The organism is Streptomyces albofaciens JCM 4342 (genome assembly GCF_008634025.1).
Taxonomy (GTDB): Bacteria; Actinomycetota; Actinomycetes; order Streptomycetales; family Streptomycetaceae; genus Streptomyces; species Streptomyces albofaciens.
The window spans coordinates 1,534,633-1,555,181 of sequence record NZ_PDCM01000002.1; the positions used below are offsets into that span (position 1 = coordinate 1,534,633).

At 70.7% G+C, this 20,549-nt stretch carries 11 protein-coding genes; 4 read left to right on the top strand and 7 right to left on the bottom strand.

The window, feature by feature from the left end:
- Positions 1–144: 144 nt before the first annotated feature.
- The 7 genes from aroF to CP973_RS26960 form a co-directional block, all read right to left on the bottom strand.
- On the bottom strand, positions 145–1,200 hold the full coding sequence (gene aroF / locus CP973_RS26930) for a 3-deoxy-7-phosphoheptulonate synthase (protein ID WP_150246428.1): 1,056 nt from the start codon (positions 1,198–1,200) through the stop codon (positions 145–147).
- Between the two features lie 608 nt (positions 1,201–1,808).
- Complete coding sequence (locus CP973_RS26935; protein ID WP_150246431.1) at positions 1,809–3,086, bottom strand: helix-turn-helix transcriptional regulator; 1,278 nt, start codon at positions 3,084–3,086, stop codon at positions 1,809–1,811.
- On the bottom strand, positions 3,047–4,741 hold the full coding sequence (locus CP973_RS26940; RefSeq protein WP_150246434.1) for an ATP-binding protein: 1,695 nt from the start codon (positions 4,739–4,741) through the stop codon (positions 3,047–3,049). The genes CP973_RS26935 and CP973_RS26940 overlap by 40 nt, the downstream gene beginning before the upstream one ends.
- A gap of 1,310 nt (positions 4,742–6,051) precedes the next feature.
- The gene (locus CP973_RS26945; protein ID WP_150246437.1) at positions 6,052–8,922 is read right to left on the bottom strand and encodes a pPIWI_RE module domain-containing protein; all 2,871 of its coding nucleotides are present in this window, start codon (positions 8,920–8,922) and stop codon (positions 6,052–6,054) included.
- Positions 8,923–9,000: 78 nt separating this feature from the next.
- On the bottom strand, positions 9,001–12,438 hold the full coding sequence (locus tag CP973_RS26950; protein WP_150246440.1) for a pPIWI_RE_Z domain-containing protein: 3,438 nt from the start codon (positions 12,436–12,438) through the stop codon (positions 9,001–9,003).
- Positions 12,431–13,591 (bottom strand): pPIWI_RE_Y domain-containing protein, encoded by a 1,161-nt coding sequence (locus CP973_RS26955; RefSeq protein WP_150250301.1) that lies wholly within the window; start codon positions 13,589–13,591, stop codon positions 12,431–12,433. Before CP973_RS26955 ends, CP973_RS26950 begins: the two co-directional genes overlap by 8 nt.
- A gap of 11 nt (positions 13,592–13,602) precedes the next feature.
- Complete coding sequence (locus CP973_RS26960) at positions 13,603–15,243, bottom strand: PD-(D/E)XK nuclease family protein (protein WP_150246443.1); 1,641 nt, start codon at positions 15,241–15,243, stop codon at positions 13,603–13,605.
- Between the two features lie 135 nt (positions 15,244–15,378).
- Between CP973_RS26960 and CP973_RS26965 the strand changes: the two genes are divergently transcribed.
- The 4 genes from CP973_RS26965 (at position 15,379) to CP973_RS26980 (ending at position 20,322) form a co-directional block, all read left to right on the top strand.
- Positions 15,379–16,254, top strand: coding sequence for a hypothetical protein (locus CP973_RS26965; RefSeq protein WP_150246446.1), 876 nt, complete (start codon positions 15,379–15,381; stop codon positions 16,252–16,254).
- Positions 16,255–16,334: 80 nt separating this feature from the next.
- The gene (locus tag CP973_RS26970; RefSeq protein ID WP_150246449.1) at positions 16,335–17,453 is read left to right on the top strand and encodes a hypothetical protein; all 1,119 of its coding nucleotides are present in this window, start codon (positions 16,335–16,337) and stop codon (positions 17,451–17,453) included.
- Positions 17,450–18,961 (top strand): hypothetical protein, encoded by a 1,512-nt coding sequence (locus CP973_RS26975; protein WP_150246452.1) that lies wholly within the window; start codon positions 17,450–17,452, stop codon positions 18,959–18,961. Before CP973_RS26970 ends, CP973_RS26975 begins: the two co-directional genes overlap by 4 nt.
- On the top strand, positions 18,958–20,322 hold the full coding sequence (locus CP973_RS26980; RefSeq protein WP_150246455.1) for an AAA family ATPase: 1,365 nt from the start codon (positions 18,958–18,960) through the stop codon (positions 20,320–20,322). The genes CP973_RS26975 and CP973_RS26980 overlap by 4 nt, the downstream gene beginning before the upstream one ends.
- Positions 20,323–20,549 lie beyond the last annotated feature (227 nt).

Below are 20,549 nucleotides of genomic sequence, written 5' to 3' on the forward strand. Positions count from 1 at the left end.
GGCCTGTACCAACCGGGCGGACGATGGGTCGTGTGCGCTTTCGTCCGAGCGCCCGTCGGGGTACCCCTACCGCCGGGCGTACGCCCGTCCGGCGCCGACGCCCCAACGCGCCGACCGCACCTCCGCACCCCCGCAGCAGCCGCGTCAGGAGGCGGCGATCCCCGCCGGGCTCCGCGGCGCCGGCTGCGTGAGCGAGCGTCCCATCAGCGGCGACAGCACGGTGGCCGTCTTGGCGATCTCCTGCATGTCGGCGTCGAGCAGCGCCTGGTCGCCGTCGCACAGCGCCGACTCCGGCGCCGGATGCACGTCGATCATCACGCCGTCCGCCCCCACCGCCAGCGCGGCGCGCATCAGCGGCAGCACCAGCTCACGCCGGCCGCCCGAGTGCGAGGGGTCCACGATCACCGGCAGGTGCGACAGCCGCTGGACCACCGGCACCGCGCTGATGTCCAGCGTGTTGCGGGTGCGCGTCTCGAACGTGCGGATGCCGCGCTCGCACAGCACGATGTCCAGGTTCCCGCGCTGCGCGATGTACTCGGCGGCCATCAGCCACTCGTCGATGGTCGCCCCGAACCCGCGCTTGAGCAGCACCGGCCGGCCCGCCGAGCCCACCGCCTGCAACAGCGCGAAGTTCTGCATGTTACGGGTGCCGATCTGGAGCATGTCCGCGTACGAGGCGACCAGTTCGACGCTGCCCGGATCGATGACCTCGGTGACCACCGGCAGCCCGGTCTCGGCACGCACGTCGGCGAGGATGCGCAGCCCGGCCTCGCCCAGCCCCTGGTAGGCGTACGGCGAGGTACGCGGCTTGAACGCGCCGCCGCGCAGCATCGAGGCACCGGCGGCGCGGGCCATCCGCGCCGCGGTGAGCGTCTGCTCCGGCGACTCGACGGCACACGGCCCCGCGATGACGGACAGGGTGTCGGGCCCGATCGGCACACCGCCGACCCGGACGACCGACCGGGCGGGGTGGTGCTCCCGGCTGACGAGCTTGTGCGGCACGGAGATCCGTACGACGTCCAGGACCCCCTTGCGGCTGCGCAGGTTGAGCGCCTCGAACTCGTCCACGTCCCCGACGAGCCCGACGATCGTACGGGTCACCCCCCGGCTGACGAAGGCATCACCGCCCGCCGAGCGCACCAGGCCGACGACGGCGTCGACATCCTCCTGTGTGGCCCCCGGGGCCATCACCACCACCATGAGGGTTCCTCCCGTTGAGTGGACCGGCACCGGCCGGCCCGATGTGGTTGCGAGAAACCGGCGCACGCCCGCACCGCCGTGCGCCGGTCCGTCTGCTGGAGCTCCCCGGGGCCGCCCGGCCGCACCGCGGCACCCGTGCGCGCACCCCCGCCGCACCACCGCGATGCCCGGCAACTACGGCTTAATTCAAGGGAGTTCGCGGAATGTGGTATCGCCGTCAATCATTCCACAGGTCCGCGGCGAGGTGTCCAACCGCGCAACGTCGGGGAGGTGGGGCGGGGGCGGGCCTGTACGGGCCGGGGTTGGGGGGTGGGTCCGTACCGGCCGGGGCCGAGGACGCACCCGTACCGGCCGGAGTTGGGAGGCGGGCCCGTACCGGCCGGGGTTGGGAGGCCCGGCCCGTACCGGACGGGGCCGAGGGCAAGTCCGTACCGACCGGGGTTGGGAGGCGGGCCCGTACCGGACGGGGCCGAGGGCAAGTCCGTACCGACCGTCGCCCATGGGCGCGCCCCTCCCGACCGGGACGTACGAGTCGTGCCCCTCCCCACCGGGCCCCACGGATCACCCTCTTCCCCACCGGAACCCACGGATCGCCCCTCCCACCCCCCCTAACCGGCCCGCAGACAATCACGCGATAAACCGTCGCCGCACCCGGCCGGCCCGGCCTCCTCCCCCGCGTCCAGGTTCAGCCGGGCAGCCAGGTCCGTACGGCGCTGCACGCCCAGCTTCCGGTAGGCGCGGGTCAGGTGCTGCTCCACGGTGCTGATCGTGATGAACAGCGCCCCGGCTATCTGCCGGTTGGTGTACCCGCGCGCGGCGAGCGTCGCGACGCGCAGTTCCGCGCCGCTCAGCTCGGTGGCCGAACGCCCCGCCCCGGGCCGCTCGGAGCGCTCGGGCGGGCAGGCGCTCGCCGCGCCGACCGGCGACGCCTTCAGCACGGGCGCCTTGATGCCGCACTCCCGCATCAGTTGCTGCGCCTTGCGCGCCGCCACCCGGGCCCGGCCGTCCTCGTTCCTGTCCCAATGGCTGTACGACAGTTCCGCCATCGCGTACGCCAGCTCCAGCCGGTGGCCGCTGCGCTGGAGGATGTCCAGGGACTCGGCGAGGAGCCGCGGGCGGTCCGCGCGGTCGGCCAGCGCCGCCAGCACCCGCAGCGCGACCCCGCGCATCCACGGCGGCCGGGTGCCGGTGCGGGCCAGTTCGTCCTCCAGGAGGGACCGGGCGCGCCGGTCGTCGCCCAGGGCGACGTACACCTGCGCGGCGTCGGAGCGCCACGGCACCAGCGCGGACAGGTCGAGGCGCCAGCGCGCCATCAGGTCCCCGCACCCGTGGAAGTCCTCCAGCGCGGCGTACAAGCGGCCCGCGGCGAGGTGGTAGTGACCGCGCGCCCAGAGATACAACAGCCCGCCGGGCGTCCGGAACGCCGCGTCGGGCACGGGGATCCTCAGGTGCGCCGCGGCCTCGTCCAGCCGTCCCGTGGCGGCCTTCGCGTACAGGAGCGCGGCGACCGGGGCGGCGACGGCCGCCCCCCACCCTTCGGGCGGGACGACGGTGAGCGCGGTGTGCGCCGACTCCTCCGCCGCGGGCAGCTCGCCGAGTCTGATCTCGGTGTACGCCTTGGCCGTGGCGAACAGCGCCTGCCACATCGGCGCCCGCCGCTCGCGCGCCTCCGCCACGAGGATGTCGCACCAACGGGACGCCTCCGGCAGCCCGTCGGCGACGATGAGCGCCACCAGGGCGGCCAGCCCCGCCGCCGGGGTACGGTCCTCCGGCCGGGTCTCCTGGAGGATCCGCTCCGCACGGACGATCACGTCCCCGGCCGCGCCCTCGTCCAGCACGGAAGTGATCAGCGCGAGGGCCCGCTGCTGCGTACCGTGCTCGGCCACCGGCCCGGAGGTCCGGCCACCGGCTCCCGCGCTCCCGTACGCCCCCGACGCCACCCCGTCCCCGTACCGGCCGGCCACCCCGGGATACCCGTAAGCGAACCAGAGCCGGGCCGACTCCAGCACCCGCCGCTCCCCCGCACCACCGACTTCCCCCTCCACATGCACCGCACCCCCACCGTGCCTGCCCCCTCCCCCTCCCGCTCCCTCCCCTTTCCACCCTCCCCCGCCCGAAGCACCTCCAGCGCCTCGTCCGCCCTGCCGAACCACAGCAGATGGCCGATCAGCGCCTTCATGTCCCGGGGGGTGAGGCGCCCGGCCAGCGCGGCGTCGGTGAGGGCGGGCAGGTGCCGTACGGCGGCGGACGGGTCGACCCGCCACCCGGCCCGTACCAGCGCGATCCGGACCCTGAGCACCTGCCGCTCGTCCGCGCAGCTGTCCCGGGCCACGCGCAGGCAGTCCAGCGCCCGCCCCACTTCGTTACGGGCCAGCGCGGCCTCGGCCGCCTCCAGGAGGGCGGGCAGCACCCAGGGGGCGTCCACGTTCTCTGCGGCGACCAGATGGCGGGCCAGTACGGTCGACGGCGCCCCGTGCTCGTACAGCACCCGGGCGACGCGGGCCTCCAGGCGCGGCGAGCGCGGCGGCTCCACCCGGCGCAGCACCGCCGTCCGCCCGGCCTCGTGACGGAACCGGCCGCCGGCGAGCAGCCCCATGTCGTGCAGGGCGCGCAGGCTGCGTTCGCCCGCCGCGCGGGGAGCACCGAGCAGTTCGGCGGGCTCGGCCCGCCCGGCCCGCGGCCCGAGCACCGCCAGCACCCAGGCGGTGCTGCGGGTGAGGCGGTCGCTGCGGTTCAGGCACAGCGCGACGGCGCGTTCGTACGCCTCACCGGGCACCAGCCCGGCGTTCCCGGCGCGATCCGCGTCCGCGTAATCGTCCAGCAGCGCCCGCACCAGCAGCGGGCTGCCGCCGCTCAGCCGGTGGAATTCCGATACGGGCGGCGCCGAACGCCGCCCTTTCCGCCCGTCGGCCAGCATGGCGGCGATACCGTCCCGCGGCAGCGCACCGACATGCAGGAAACGGCATACCGGCCGCCGCAGCAATTCCCGCCGCGTCCGGCTGTCGTCCCACTCCGAACCGCTGCTTTCCCCGAGGACCACCAGAATCCTGCTGACATCCAGCCGTCGCACGACATACAGCAGACATTCCATGGAATGGACATCGGCCAGCTGCACGTCGTCGACGCACACCACGAGCGGCCGTTTCCTGGCCCGGGCGAAGAGGATTCCGCACATCCGCGGAAAGACGTCCGCGACCACTTCCGCGGGCACCGCGCCGTCCGCGCCCCGCACCGGCGCGCCGACGGTGAGCGGCGACGGCAGCGGCCACACCGCCGCCTCCCCGTCCGCGCCGGACGGGGAGGCGGTCCGCAGCAACTGCTCCACCACGCGCAGCGGCACGTCCCGGTCCGCCGCGGTCGCCGTCGCCTGCAACCACACCGCGCCGGTCGGCGCCACCCGCTCCCGGAACGCGCGCAGCAACGCCGTCTTCCCGGCCCCCACCGCACCGCTGACCAACACCGCCCCGCCGCGCCCGGCCGCACAGGCGTCGAGCATGCCCTCCAGGACGGAGAGCTCCGTGTCCCGTTCCACCAACTTCATGAGCCGGCTTCACCCCCGTATCCGGACTCCCGCTGTTCAGTAGGACGGATATCCAGCCGCGACCGGCCCCCCGGCTCCAACAGTCACAGAAAATGCACCCGGCCGTCATTCCCCGGCCCCGGAACAGTCATCCCCCGCGTCCGCACCCGGTGACGACCCGCTCCGCCCTAACACGTCCCTTATTCCACCAACATTACCCCGCCACCACCCCCGGCAGGGAAACAATTTGAGGAGTCCACCATTCCCCTGACCACTCACCGACGCGAGCTTCCCCATCACCCTTACGGCGCGTAACAGAATCATCGGACCAGAGCCGCGAATTCACCCCACGGCAATCCTCCGCCCCCGCACACTCCACCACTCACCGCCCCATCTCCGGCCCCACTGGCAGCAAGGACCACCGGGCCCACCCCTGCGCCTCGCTCAGAACCCCTGCCGGGTACGCGCCGGTCACGTGCTCAACGAGGCTGAGGGGGCATACGGGTCAAGTCGGCGCGGGCGTACCGTGGTTCCGGGATGACGGAGTGCGCGGGTGCGTGGGTGCGCGACGGACTGTTGCTGCTGAGGGTGAAGGGAACCGGGCCGGACATCCGGCCGCTTCGTGGAAGCGGTGGCCTTCATGCGTCTGCGCCAAATGCAGAAACCCCTGATGAACAGGGGTCAAGACCGAGGCGGAACGAGCGCTGCGCAAGTGGCACAGCGACCATGAGGCGGGCAGCCTCACTTCTCGATCGGACATGGCCATGGGGCAACTCGTGGACGGGTGGTTGGCCAAGCCCCCCTTACCAGGGATGGCGACGACAACGCGATCATCTATGCGGACCAAGCGTTGATGAACGCCCTCAAGTGGCATTGCGAGCGTCAGCAGGCAGGGAAGGAACGATCCAGCCCGCTGTGGGTGGATCACGGGTTGGGGTTCGCCCGGGACGGCTTCGCCCGGCTACCCCACGGCCCGCTACGGCAGGCGCCGCGCCGAGGGAGCCAAGAAGATCGCCGCTTCCGGCGCACCCGTACGGGCTGACTCCCGGGTCCGACCGGGAGAATCGCTCGGCTGTTGGTCACGTGACAGCCGGAGAAACAGAAAACCCCACGTGAAGTGGGGTTTCCGCTGGTCGGGTCGTTCACGAGTTCCCTTGACCAGGCGCAACAGAGCCAATTGATGTTGAGGTTCCCGCGAGCCGCAAGATCACTCCCCGATTGTATGCGCATGCAATTTATTGATGGGATGCGCCTACGCCCGTGAGGTAGTGAGGGCCGTCCCGCCGAGTAGCCGAAGGGAGAGACTCCCCTCGGCTACTCGGCGGGAAGCTTCACTCGTCGTCATCCCCTTCATCGAGGTCGAAGTCGAAGGCCAGCTGGCCCGACAAAGCGTCGTCCGGCGCGGCTGCAGCCTGGGGCTCCGTCGGGTCCAGGGCCTCCTCGATCTCGTGAGGCAGAGCGTAGTCGTCCGCGAGTCGCGCAAGATGGAGGATCAAGGGCACAGCCAACCCCTCGCGACCAGCACGGTAGTCCTCGCTGAAACGCTGCTGGTGGACAAATGCGGCCCATGCCTCCGCGTCGTCACCGGGCTGAAGGCACGCGACGGTCAGTTCGAGGAGGTCCGGGTTCCAGGCATTCGCCGTCGGCCGGTAGGCGTTGTTGCCCGAGGCGTTGGTGTGCGGAGTGAGTTTGGCATCGTCGTTGGTGAGGTTCGGCTGCGAGCCGGACTTGCCGGTCGTGCTGTAGAAGACGCGGCTCGAGTCGCCCCGCGCCCCGGGCCGCCACAGCCCCATCGCGATGCCTCCACGCTGCTGGCCCTCCAGCTCGCGAGAGAGTTCCTCCGCCTCGGCCCAGCACTGTGCCGTCTCGTCCCGACTGCCGTCGGCGATCCGGACGACACGAAGCTGCTTGCCGTACAGACCGATCCGCTGAACGGGACCTCCGTCGAGGCCGAGCCTGTCCCGTTCCAGACCGTCGTTCCTCAGCCACGACCAGCGCTTCCGGACGTCCTGAGCGTGGACCAGAACGAGCGTCGGGGTGCTGCGCAGTTGTGCGAGGGTCTTCTTGACGAAGGCCGCCGTGAGGGCCGACTGCTCCGCACTGTTCTTCTTGCCTTCGACCCGTCCCGTCAACGACTTGAGGAGTTCGGGGTACGGCACCCATTCGTGCATGTCGGCCGACTTGCCCAGCACGCATTTCGCGCCCGGCCGGATGAGCACCGCAATGGGCGTGAACTGCTGCTTGCCCGTGGGCCCGTCAAGGCGACGTTCCACGAGGTGGAAGGCCACCTGGTTCAGGTTCGCGGGGATGAGCGTGTCGCCGAGCGTGTGCTGGGGCACCAGCCGCATACCGGTCTGGCGCAGGCCGTCCGACCAGGCCGCGGCGGCACGCAGACCTGCATCGGCGAGAGCCTCCTCCGTCTCTGCATCCGGGTCCGGGGGACGGATGAACTGGGTCACCAGGCCTGCGTCCGCGCAGCCGAGGCGGATCGCGTGCTTGGGGTCGGTTCGTCGCTTGGCGTTGCGGAAGGCGTCCTGCCCGTCAAGCTCCACGAAGGCCAGCTGCAGCCCGGGGACAGCTTCCCGCAGGGCGTTCATGGCCCGCGCGACGCTGGTACGGCGCTCCTCGATGGCCTTGTCGTGTTCCTGCCCCCGCTTCGGCACGCTGTCGCCTCCCAGCGGTGCACCGAGAGCGCCCAGGGGCCGCGCGTGCAGCCGGACGGTCAGCTCCTCCGCCTCCCACACCCAGGTATCAGGGCCCTGCACACGCCGGTGCCCGGCCAGTCCCAGCCCCGTCTCCGTCGCGGCGATCATCTGATCGCGGATGGTGTCGTTCTGGTGGAGCACGACCGCGGTGAGGTGCTCCCCTTCGAGTGCTTCGGCCAGGCGTGCTCGCAGAACCTGAGCGTTGTGGGCCGCATTTAGCTCACGCTCACCCAGGATGACCGCGAGGTCTTCGGGATCCTTCTTTTCCAGGTTCTTGGGAATGGAGGGCAGCTTCTTGAGCTGCTTCTTGGGCGGCCGCGCGTACGGACTGCGCTCCAGCTTCGGAACGGGCACGAACTCCGGAGCGATCGCCTGCTCCGCCCACTCGATCAGCCGTCGGCGTTCACTGGGCATCAGTCCGGTGCCGATCGTGTGCCTGCCCATGGCCGCCTGGTGCCCGATCGCGATCCGGATGCTGTCCCGGCCGTGGATCCAGTGGTCGGCCTCCTTCACCAGCCGATCCGGTGACGGCAGCGCGTCGAGTGCGCTGATCCGGGCGAGCATTCCTTCTGCTCCGCCCTGACGCCAGTTGGTGGTGCCGTTCTTCCACTCCAGCATCGCGACCGCGAAACGCTGCGGCTGCGGGCCGTCGTGGACGAGGGAGTCGTCCGGGAGCAGGTACGCGGACACGCCCTTGCCGTACGGCATGTAGACCTTGCCGGTGACGAACCGACGCACGCCGGCGGCCATGTGGACGCGCGGGACGGGTGAGAAGGGAATGGTGCGCACGGTGATGCGGAGGGTCGCCGCGTAATACGCCGGCTTGCCCTCGCCGCCACCGCGCCGCCTGGGTACGTACTCGATCACGTTCGACATCAACTCGGCGCCCCCGCTTCCGTGCCCCCTGGCGCCCGTGCGGCCGGCCACCTGCCGAAACGACAGCTGCTGCCCGTGGAGTTCGTACGGTGCCTGGCGCGCGATCCGTTCGGCGAGGACCTCGGGGAGGAGCCGGTACACGTGGGGCGCGGGCAGAGCGGTTCCTCCGGGCGACACCTTCTGTTCGAGGAGATCGATCCTGCCGGGCCGCCAGCTGAGCGCCGCGGTGTCGAGGTCACGGAAGCAGGTCATCAGCAGAGCCGTGGTCTCGGGATCATCGGCATCGCGCGCGAGGCTCTTGAGCCAAGTGGCGATGTAGAGGTTCGTCACCGCCATCGGGTACGCGTCCTGGCAGTACAACCAGGGGTTCTCCGAGCCGAACCGTGCCGTGGAGTCGACCGTGACGATGTCCGGCGCGGTGGCGCACATCAGCTGGTTGAACGCCGCTGTGGGCACGCAGCGCCGTCGCTCGACCTGTCCCTCGGTCTTTCCGCCGTGGTAGAGGCGCAGGAGTGGTTCCTCCCAGTGGGCGGGCAGGGAGAGCGTGTGCATCGGGACGACGAAGGGTCCCTGTGCCGGTTCGGGCAGGTACGCCGCCAGGCGGTTGTGCTGGTAGGCCATGGTGCCGGTTCTCCTCGGGAAGGGCGTGAAGTGTTCGGACGCGACGCGGACACGTCGCGGGTGCTGTGGCGGATGCCCTCAGCCCATGTCCACCAGAGCGCGGTAGAGCGGTTCGTACAGCTCATGGACGAGGGACTTGTCGATGGGGGCGGGGTCCCGCTCCACCGCGTTCCCGTCCTCGAAGTAGGGGGCGAGCACCTCACGCATACTCGCCAGCAGGCTGGTGTCGGGGGTGTCCGCGTCCTGGAATCCGGCTTCTCGGGGGGAGAAGGCCGCGTCGACGAAGACCACCCGGGCTGGCACGCCGCCGCGCACCAGGCGGCCGATGACCTGCCACATGACGACGAGCTGGTCCCAGGTGAACGCCGCCTTCTCCTCGTCCCGCAGACTGGACCAGGCCAGCCGCCGGGTGAGGAAGCGGTTCCACTGACGGCGTGCGCGGCTGCGGAACGCCACGGCCGCCTGGTCGGGTGTGGCGGCGGCGAGCGCGTTCTGCCGGAAGGATCCGTCCACATCGCGGAGTTGGCGTACGGCCCAGTCGTTGATGGACTGGATGGCGAGTGAGATGTCGTCGGGCCGAGGGTGGGGGCGTGCCAGGAAGTAGACCGTGCCGATGGCCGCCTTGCCACCGCGCAACACGATGTTGTGTCCTCGCTCCACGGCGAGCAGCGGCGCAACGAGAAGGTCGCCACCGACCGAGGGGAAGGCCTTCACGTCACCGCGCGGCAGGGTTCGTGCGGCGACGTCCTCCGGCAGCCGGGTCCAGGCAGTGTCGGAGTCCGCGTCGTCGGAAACGAGTCGGGTGACGCGGCCGTTCCACTCGGGGATCTGGTTGAGGTACTCGGCGGCCCGGCGTGCCTCGTCGTAACTGCCGACGAGCAGCAGGATGCGACGGCGGTCCGGATCGTCGATCTCCTTCAGCTCGGCGTCCAGCATGCTCACGGCGTCGGGGAGGCTCCGGTCGGGCACCGCGAGCTGGTGCAGCATGTGGAGGAGGGCCTGCGACCGTTCTTCGGGATCGCAGCCGGACAAGCGCAGCGGTTTGGGCCGGTCGGTTCCGGGCCAGTACAGGAATTCTTTGCGGAACTCGCTGCCCAGCACGGCTTCGACTTCCTCGTCGTGAGGACGCAGTACGGCACCGACCTCGGCGTGCACGTGGTACCTACTCGACGTGCCCGCCCAGCTCGTCGCGGACATGAGCAGGACGTGCGGGCCCGGACGGCCATCCACGGCGCACACGTCGCCGAGCCGCATGAGCAGTTCGCGGCCCACGCCGTTGCAGTGGAAGAAGCGGAGTTCACCGCTGCGGTCGCCGTCGCGCTCACGGTCGTCGTGGCGGAACTGAAAGCCGAGCACGTTGCCCATGGGGGACTCGGGGATGACCGCCTCGTAGTCCTTGGGAGGCCTGCGAGAGAGCACATTCGAGGCGCTCTCGAGGTTGAGAGCGGCCTCGACGCGCGGCCACAGCGTGGTCATGAAGTCGAGACGGCTGTGCAGGGCGGAGAGGAGCAGGGTAAACTCGAAGCGACGGGCCTGGAGGTCGGCGTCCGCGAGCACCGTGCTGTCATCTCCGACAATGCCGGTGAGCGTGTCGCGCAGCCTCTCCCGCGTCCTTGCTCCCTGGAGCGCGTGCAGGAGTTCCAGGGTGAGGTGGACGAAGGTGTTCACCAAGGGTGTCACCTCGTCTTCGTCAAGCGTGCTCTGCTGCTCGTGCAGCGGGTCGTCGCGGAACCGGCCGAGCGCAGCGTCCAGTGTCCGGGCCGCCTCAGGCGGGCGTTCGCCCTCCTTCCGCCCCGGAAACCAGCTGTCCAGCAGCAGGTTGTGGAGGGTGAAGGCGCTGAAGTAGTCGACGCTGATCCACCGCCTGAGCTTGTCGTCTTTGACGAGCAGGGCGAAGAGGCGGTCGGTGGCGGCGCTCACCGTGTTGACCGCGTTGGTCCAGTCGTCGACGTCACGGGCGGACAACTGGAGCCGGCCGTCCCGGGCCATCTGCTGGAACTTGTGGACGGCGACCTCGTCGAACCAGGAGTTCGGGGCCTTGCCCACCAGGGTGCTGGCCGGCGCGAAGGCCGTGTCGAGCTGCATCTGCACCCGGTCCGCCTCATCGACGATGATCAGGTCGCTGAGCCGGCACGCGAGTTCGAGGTACCGGAGCTGTTCCTGGTGCTGGTGCAGCGGGACGGAACTGTGCACCAGACCGGCCGGGGTGGCAACCCACAGCTGTGCGTCGACCAGATCACGAGCCCCGCGGTGGCGCGGACAGCGGTTCCACAACGGGCACAGTCTCCGCTGCGGCTTCGGGCCGTGTGCGTCGCGCTGCGTGCCGTTCTCCTCGTCGAGAAGGGGATCACCGTCTGTGGTCTCCTGCTCGGGGACGGTGTACAGCGTGATGCAGGGTGCCTCACGGACGCCGAGCGGGCGGCGGGCTTCCAGCCCGCGGAGCACGTCCACGGGGCAGGCGCTGCTGAGGTAGGCGAAGCCCACGTGGTCGTGCCCGAGCATGGTGGCGGCGCCAGCCGTGGCGGTACGGCGGTGCAGCCGGTTGATGTTGCGCTCCCTGGTGGAGTGCCCGAGGATCGGTGCCGCCCGTACACCGAGCCGGTCGAACTGCTCCACCACGGCGAGCGTCTCGGCCACGTCCCCGACGACGATGGTAACCCGGCGGGGGGTCTGGGTCACGAGGTAGTAGGTCAGGATGTCCCGGAGGGTGGACTTGCCGGCTCCTACCATCCCGACGAGGTGCAGCAGCCGGTCGATCCTCAGCCGTCCCTGTTCGGTGAAGCGGCCGAGTTCCGTGTCGCGCACGAGCAGCTTCACCCGCCGCAGCCGCGCGGCCCAGCCGTTACGCGGCCCCTCCGGCACCGTCGCCTCGACGGCGTCCATCTCGTCGGCCGCCTTTTCGAGCTCTTCCCAGGTGACGTCGACGGGCTCTCCGTGCCCGGCCGGTGGTGCGTCGAGCGCGTGGGCGCGCGGCAGGGTGTCCGACAGCAGTTCCTCGTCGAACACCACGGAGTGGGTACGGTCCTGCACCCGGAAAGTGTGCTCTCCCTCCTCGGCGAACGGAATGGCCCGCGTCGCGAACCGCGGAGGGGTGCTGAGCAGTTCTTTGAAGATCTCGAAACGGCGTGCGGCTCGCGACGTCTCGCGACGGCGCGGCACGGAGGCAGGTCCCTCGACGTCGTATCCGCGCAGGTGCTGGGGGACCTTCAGATAGTCGGCCAGCGCCTCCGACCAGGCGTGCCGTCGCCGCAGATCCCACAGATAGTGACGGGCGCGCAGAACGCGCAGCCGCTGTTCGTCGGTGCGGAGGTCTCCGAACACCTCGCTGTACGGGTAACCACCCAGCAACGGCCAGACATCGGCGGCCGTGCGGGTGGGCGTCACGTCCCGCAGGAGGTACAGGCCCAGTTCGACGTCGAGAAGGTCGCCGGGGCGGAAGCTGCCTAGGTTCGCCGGCCACACCTCGGCGAGCTGCTGTGGTGAGCAGCGCCGGTGCCATCCCCTACGGTCACGCACGGAATCCCCCTTCGGTACGCGGGTCCCCCGCCTTGTGGCGCGGGGTGGAGATCTCATCGGCGACCAGCCGCAGGAAGGTCTGGTCGTCCAGCAGGGTGACCCGGCCGGCCAGATCATCCGGCACGTTTCGGCGGAACTGCCGCCCGTACGCCTCGTTGTCGCGGAAGCGGTAGCGGGGCACGACGAGGAACGCCCTGTCGTAGGGCGGCTCGTTCCGGAACGGCGTGAGGGAGCGCGCCAGGAGAACGGGGTTCACCCGGTCCTTGACGTCCACCGCCCAGTGCCGTCGCCCCGACAGGGGGACACGCAGGTCGTACGCGTCGTAGTTGGGCCACATCTCGGCGGTGATTCCGAACTTCTTCTCCAGGGCGGCTTGCAGATCGGTCTCCGCGAGCCCGGGGCTGGTGATGAACATCCGCAGAGGGCGGCTGAGCTGGAAGACCCCGCCTTTGTCGGCAGGGAGCGGGGTGCCTTCGTCAGAGGTGCCGTCGCAGCGGCACCGGTCCAGTTCGCACCGGTGGCCGCCGTGCAGCAGCGGCACCATCAGGCAGCGACAGCGAGCGCACTGCCGGTACGTGCCGCCCCGCAGGTAGGAAGCGGGCACAGGCTCGTAGCAGCGCTTGATCACGTCGTGCAGCAGCATCCCGCAGTCCGGATCGCCGCCGAGCAGTGCCAGCTCGGCGCCGGTCAGCACGGGCCTGGACGTGAGCAGGGCCCGGAACGCGGTATAAGCCTGCGGTGCCTTGGCTGCACGGCACACGGCGAGCGCTTCCCGGATGCGTTCGTTCTCGAAGAGCTCGGCGGCCGGGTCGGCCGCGTTCACCTCCCACTCCAGGCACAGCTGGTGCGGCAGCCGGGTCTCCGTATCAACGAGCAGGGCCGTGCCCGGAAGGGTTTCGGACGACAGTTCCAACGGCCACTCGGTCAGAGGCCGTTCACAAGCCCAGCGGACCATCTGCGGCACACTGCCTGGCGGTTCCTCGCCCCGGCTCAGGCAGTGCAGAACGAGGCGGTTGTACGCGTTCTGCACCTTCGCCGGATAGACCGGGTTGGGCACGGTTTTCTGCCGGGACAGGCACGCCAGGGCGCTGGCGATCTGGCGAAGCAGCCCCTCGTCCGTGCCGACGACGTCCTCGGGACCTGCGTCCCTCATATCGGTCGCGGTCACACCTCCCCCTCTCCCGCGGCGGTGCCGTCGGTCGCGGCGCTCGGGCACCACCGGGACACCGGGCAGGACCGACAATGCGGCCCGGGGCGGGCGTCCCATGTTTCGTCCTCCCGCCACGGACCGGCGTACCGCCGCAGTACCGACAGTGCCTTTTGCTGCCGGCCGGGGTCCGTCGGGTCAATCACGTGCGGATCGGAACCGTCCGGCCGGAGGATCTCAACCTCGACGCGCGAGCCGTCGGGATCGCCCCCCAGCGCACCCTGTGCCAGGAGTGTGACCGCCAAGGCAAGTTGGGGGTAGGTGTCGAGAAGGTCCTCGTCGTGGCGGCGCCGCTTCCGTGTCGTCTTGAGCTCCCGCCACACCCATGAGCCGTCCTCCTGGAAGAGCAGGTCGGGCTTGGCGATGACGACGGCCTGCGCCGCGGTGTCGTGGACGACTCGGAGGGCTTCGGGCTCGACCCGCTGGATGAGGGCGGCATCCTGGAAGGGACAGGCATCGACGTGGTGGAGCAGCATGTCCCGGCCGGTCGCAGCGTCCTCGTCGGAGACCCGCCAGCGTCCCTCTGTCCAGTTCTCGCCCTCCGGGGGCATGTCCCCGGCCGCGCACGGCAGCCGTCCCGGGCGTCGGTGCAGCTTCTCGATCCAGCCGTGCACCGCCTGACCGAGCCTGGCCGCGCTGCCGTACTCGTCGGACTTGGGCAGGTGCAGGGCACGGAGGAACCCCTGCGCGGGGCAAGCCGCGTGATAGCGCAGATCGCTGACCGACACTTTCCTCAGCGGTGCCACCCGCGAGGAGAGTCCGAGGACGCCGGGCGTGCGCGGCACGGCCTTGCAGCCCGTGAACTGCTTGCAGTCGACGCAGGACGAGCCGGGTATCGGCCTGCCGCCCGCCACGACACGGGCCACGTGCGCGTGCCCGTGCTCGGCGTAGTACCCCTCGGCCTCCTCGGCCGTCCCGTCGAACTGCACGCGAGGCCGTCCGTCGGCGAGCCCGACTTCGACGACACGCACCCGCTCGGGCTGGACGGCGGGTCCGTACGGCTCAAACGCACGCGACCACTTCCGGGGCCAGGCCGCCTGGTGCCCGTGAACGGCCACGTACACGGCGATCGCGATCTCGCCGGGCTCGGAGTCCTTGGACTCACCGTGCCGCAGCCGCCTGTACTCGCGCAGTCGTCCGCCGGCCGACTCGTACCTGCGCCACCAGGCGTACATCTCCCAGAACTTGCCGTTCTCCCGCTGGGCCACCCAGTACGGGCGGACCGGATGCAGCCGCTGCTCACCGTCGCCGGCGCACACTCCCACGTACGTCCGGAGGGCGTGCTCGGCGTACGTCAGGTGACCGGGATGGAGGGCGGGGGTGCGGGAGCGCAGCCCCGCCTGGGCCTGATCGGGAGTCTCACCGTGGAACTCGACCCGGTCGACGGCGTCCATCACCGGCCCGAGGGTGAACGTCTCAAGCTCCGGCTTCGGCAGCCGGAGACTCCGGGCCGGCCAGAGCCCGGGCCGGGCCTTGGCCGCGGCATGCGAGGGGCAGGTGTGCTCCTCATTCCCGCCTGTACCGGGCCCCACACGAACGAGGTCGTCGTTTCCGGTCAGCCAGTGCGGCTGGTGCCATGCCGTCAGGTCGTGGCTCATTGCCTCCCCCTTGTCTCGGAACAGACGTCACCCTCCGGTCCAGCCGGGTGCACCGTCACCTCCGACCGTAGCAGAAACCTTGGAACTCTTTGGAAGTTCTTGGCTCAGATTGGTTACTGAGCTAGGCTGCCCCGCATGGCGGCATCACTGGAGGAACTCGAGCAGCGCCTGTCCCACCTGCGCACCGAGCTGCGCGGTGCCGTGCGTGCACGGGACAAGGCCGAAGCCGCGCGCATCCGTCGTGCACTGCGCGAGGCCGAGGCCGCATGGGAGCACGCCCTGGAGTCCGAGGCGGAGCCGGACGGCGAGGCCCTTCCGGTCGAGCCCCCGGCCCCGCGAGCGTCGGCGACCGCAAGCGCACCACGCCGCAAGGAGCGCCCGACGCACGGCTCCATCCCGATCCGCGAACAAGTCCACCAGGCACTCACCCTGCTGGGCGCCCCTGCCTCCCCGAAACTCATCTCCTCCACGTACGAGGCGTTTTTCACCGAGTCACTGGTCGCCACCAAACTCGCGTCCCTCCGTCGCGACGAGGAGCGATCCTTCACGGCTCAGGGTTATGCCCGCCCGTACTACATCTGCGCAGCACTGACCCACGACCGCCTGGTCCCCGCACGCGGGCTCCTGGCCCTGTCCACTTGGCCCGTGGAGCGACGGATCATAGGCCCGCTCAGCCCGCGCACCGACTTCCTCACCCACGCGACGGGAACCGCCGAGCAGATCCAGCGACTCACCGCCGCGGGACATCCAGTCCCCGACGCGGCCTGGCGGGTGCTGCGCCGTTTCGCCCTCACGATCCCGGGCGCCTACGACGCCGCGGCCCCGGAACCCGACCCTGCCCGCGTGATCGCGGCCGCGCACGCCGAAGCGGCCGTCCACCAGCAGGAGGACGACCAGCAGCGGCAAGCTGCCGCACAGCGCGCCCGTACCCAACTCGGTGATGTACAGCAGCTGTTCGGTGCGGCACCGATGCGTGACGCACTGCGCGACGCGAGTGAATCCCTGCCCTGACCCCCCTTCCCGACGGCGATGACGTCAGGCGCCTCGCACGCCGGTGATCTCCCGAAGACACGTTCCCCGAAGTAGAGACGATGCCCTCGCAGCAGTCCGAACATCCCGACGACAGACTCGCACGGCTGCGCGGACCGCAGCCCCCTCAGCCGTACACCGCCCGCAAGATCACCGCCCTGACCGCCAACCCGGCCTGCGCCCGCCGGGCCGTGCTCGACGCCGCCGGGGTGGACAAGGCGCTGCTCGCCCAGCAGGTCGGATACGAGCCGCGCTTCGGCCAGTCACCCTTCGCCCTCGCCCGCGAACAGGCCTTTCACAGCCTCGTCAAGTGGGGCAGCTACGCCGAGCTCATCCGGCTGCTGCGCGAGCAGCTCTCCGTCCCCGTGGCGGAGGCCCATGTCACCGACCTCAACGAGGTAGGGGGCAACACGGCCCTGCACCTGCGCGAGCGGGAGACCCGCCGCCTTATCGCGCATGTGGCCTCCGGCCAGGACATACGGCTCATCCTCGACCGCCCCGTACTCACCCTCCAAGTCGCCGGTCGCACGGCGTACCTGGAGCCGGATGCGCTCACCCATCGCATCGAGGGTAAGTTCCACGTCGTCCTGATCCGCTCGTTCGCGGCGATCGACGGCCAGGCCAATCCGACCGCGGTCGCCGAGGCGGCCAAGCAGGCCGCGGTGTACGTCCTCGCGCTGCACCGCGCCTTCGAGACGGCCAGTCTGCCCACCGAGCAGATATCCCACGAGTTCCTGCTCGTCTGTCCCAAAGACTTCTCCAACCGCCCCTACGGGCGCCTGATCGACCTTCGGCAGGAACTCGACGCCCTCCAATTCCAGCTCTCGCGGCTGCGGCGCGCAGAGGACCTCGCGGCCCAACTGCCCGGGACCGCCACCCTGGACACGGCCCGAAGCGCGGGCGAACTCTCCTCCTCCATAGAGGCCTTGGACGCGTCGTACACGCCTTCCTGTCTGTCCTTCTGCGAAATGGCGCGCTACTGCCGCGACGAGGCCGACGGATGCGCCTCGCCGGCCCGCCTGGGCAGCGGCGTGCGCAACGACCTGCCGGGCATCGACTCCACCCGCACCGCGCTCGACTACCTGGACGGCGTCGCCGCCCCCGGAGAGGCCGAGGCGGAAGCCGTCGACCTGCTGCGCGCCGCCGCCCGGCTGCGCCGACTCCGCCGGAGGGCCGCATGAGCGTCTTGTCCACCGTCGCGACGATCACGGCGTCCCACACCGGCCGCGCCGAACCTCTGACGACCGTCCGCCACCAGCACCTGGACGAGCAACCGTTCGTCCTGGTGCCGCTCACCCTCGCCGGCGAGGCGTGCGCGCCCTTGGCCGCGCTCGCGGGTACGGACCCCGAACGCCCGATGCTCCTCACTGTCCGCCAGCCTCGCAACCGCGCCGAACGCTTCCGCTTCGCCGAGCGCCTCGCCACCCTTCTCCTCGCGTACATCGACGGGTGCCGAACGGAGACGGAGCCCTACACCGTCGGCCGCGGCAAGGAAAAGGAGGAACGCCTGCGCTTCCAGCGGGCCCCGCAGCTCCTCGTCCCGAACGGCGAGGGCATCGCCTACGTGCGCCTGCTCGGCCGGCTGACCAGACTGCGCGCAACCGAGGGTCCATACGCGGTCGACCCGTCCGTGCCGGCTCTCGGTAAGTGGCTGACCTGGTTCGCGGACCTGGCCGAGTTCCCGAACTCCGGTGCGCTCCTCGCGATGACCCGGCTGCTCGCCGCCAACTGGGCCACAGGCCAGAGTTCTTCCGAGGACTCCCACCTCGCGTCCCTGTTCGCCTGGATCGATCCTCCGGAGGACAGTGACGGCGCGCGGGCGGCACGGGAAGCGGAGGACCCCGCCGTGTGGCCGCCGGCCGGTCCGTCCACGGACCCGGTCTTCGACCGCACCCTGCACGCGTTGATGACGCGCTACGACGATGCGTCCGACGACCGCGGACGCGAGGCGGTCGGCCGCCAGATCGACCATGAGCTGAGTGGCCAGATGCTGCCCACCTGGCGGCTGATGTGGCGCGGAGTGGAGCTGCTGCGCGAGCTGCCGGAGGGCGCCCACGTTCCCGGCCGCTGGGACCTCGACCGGCGCTGGTTCTCCGAGTACGTCGAGTACCTGGACGCCGACGGCCGCCCGCAGGCCCGCCGCGACCAGGCCGTCCGAGCCGCCCGCCGCCTGGCCCGGCTGGAGGACGCGGTCACCCGCTTCGAGGCGGAGCGCGCGTTCGACGACCCCCTGGTGATGGCGGAGTACGAGCTGACCGGCGAGGCGTTCACGGGTACGGTCACGGCCCGGGACGAGGACCGCTTCATCCCGGGCGACCGTCCTGGTTCCCAGGTGTGGCGTCCGACGATCGTCCTCCGCACCGACACCCGCGTCGGCCTCGCGGTAGGCACGGAGGTGAAGTCGCCCGCCCGCCCCGGCCAGGAAGCTCGCATTCTCGAAGTCAGGCAGGAGGACGGTGCCGGTCACACCGTGGTGCTCCAGCTCAAGGGCGGCTTCGCGAGGAAGCGCACACCACCGGCACCGCCCGGAACCCTCGCGGAGACCGGCGAAGAGCTGACGTACACCACGCTCAACCCCACGGCCATGCCGTCCGTCCTGCCCGACGAGGAAAACACCCCCTGGACCCACGGTGGTCCGCCCCAGCCGTACGAGCCCACCGACGAGGACGCAGAGGAGACCTGGGAGTGACCGCCCTCCTTCCTGACACCGGGGAGCCGGAAGCCCTCACCCCCGGCGAACGCGCGGACCGGGCGGTCGCAGGGATTCTCGCCAGCCTCGACACCGCGCCCGGCCGGGGTGTCGTGGTGGACTCACCACCCGGAGCCGGAAAGTCCACGCTGGTGGTGAAAGCCACCGGACACCTGACGTCCGCAGGCCACCAGCTCATGATCGTCGCGCAGACCAACGAACAGGTCGACGACCTGGTGGACCGCATCGCGCGGGAGCATCCCGGCCTGGCTCTCGGCCGCCTCCACGCCGGCGGCCACCTCCTCCCGCCCCGTGTCACCCGGCATGCCAACGTCACCGGGAGCAGCCAGGCGGCGGACCTGCGCGACCTGCCCGTCGTGGTGTCCACCGCGAAGAAATGGTCGTTCGTCACGCCGGAAAAGTGCGCCCCTTGGCGGTGGGCCATCGTCGACGAGGCGTACCAGATGCGCTCGGACGGGCTCCTGGCGACGGCCCCGCTGTTCGCCCAGGACGACTCGCAGGTTCTCTTCGTCGGCGACCCCGGTCAGCTCGACCCCTTCGCCACCGTGGAATCCGACCGTTGGCACGGCCTGACCTGGGACCCCCTGCGCAACGCGGTCGACGTCACCCTCGCCCACAACCCCGACCTCGTACGCCACCAGCTCCCGGTCTCCTGGCGCCTACCGGAGACGGCGGCGCCCCTGGTCGAGCAGGCCTTCTACCCCTTTTACCAGTTCGTCCCCGGCACGACGGCACCGGAGCGAGTACTGTCGTACGGCAGCTTGCCCCACGGCTCGGGCCCACTGGACGACGTCCTCGCCCGGGCCGCCGACTCCGGCTGGGGCCACCTGGAACTCACCGCCCGCCACACCCTCGACGAGGACCCGGAGGTGGCGGATGCCCTCGCGGCGACGGCGGCCCGGCTGCTGGAGCGCGGTGCGCTGGTCAACGGGGAGCCCCTGACCGCGGACCGCATCGCGATCGGCACGGCACGCACCGTGCAGGCGGACGCGGTCCGCTCCCGCCTCGCCGCCTGCGGCCTGACCGGCATCACGGTGGACACCGCCAACCGCCTCCAAGGCCGCGAGTTCGACGTCACCCTCGTCTGGCACCCCCTCTCCGGCCGCCAGGACGCCTCCGCCTTCCACCTGGAGACGGGCCGCCTGTGCGTCCTGCTGTCCCGACACCGCTTCGCCTGCATCGTGGTAGCCCGCGCCGGCATCCGCGACCTGCTGGACCGGCACCCGCGGAGCAATCCTGTGTACCTGGATGTGCCGCCTAAGTTCCCTGACGGGTGGCGAGCGCATCAGGTGGTCATGGGGTGGCTGGAGCGGGGGGAGCACCGGGTGCGAGCGGCGTGATCACGCACGAATGGAGTGTCAATGGCACTGGCAGGATGTACGGTCCACGCAGATGTGGCGTGAGGGGGATATCTAGAGCATGGCCGCAGTGATCGAGAACCCGATCATCAATTCGCCGTACACCAAGCCGGCCTGGCACTGGGAACTGGGCGGGCCAGGGCAGCCGACAGGGGAACTGCTTCCAGGGTCGCCACCTGATCCAGGCCCCTGTCGATAATCGGTCGCCC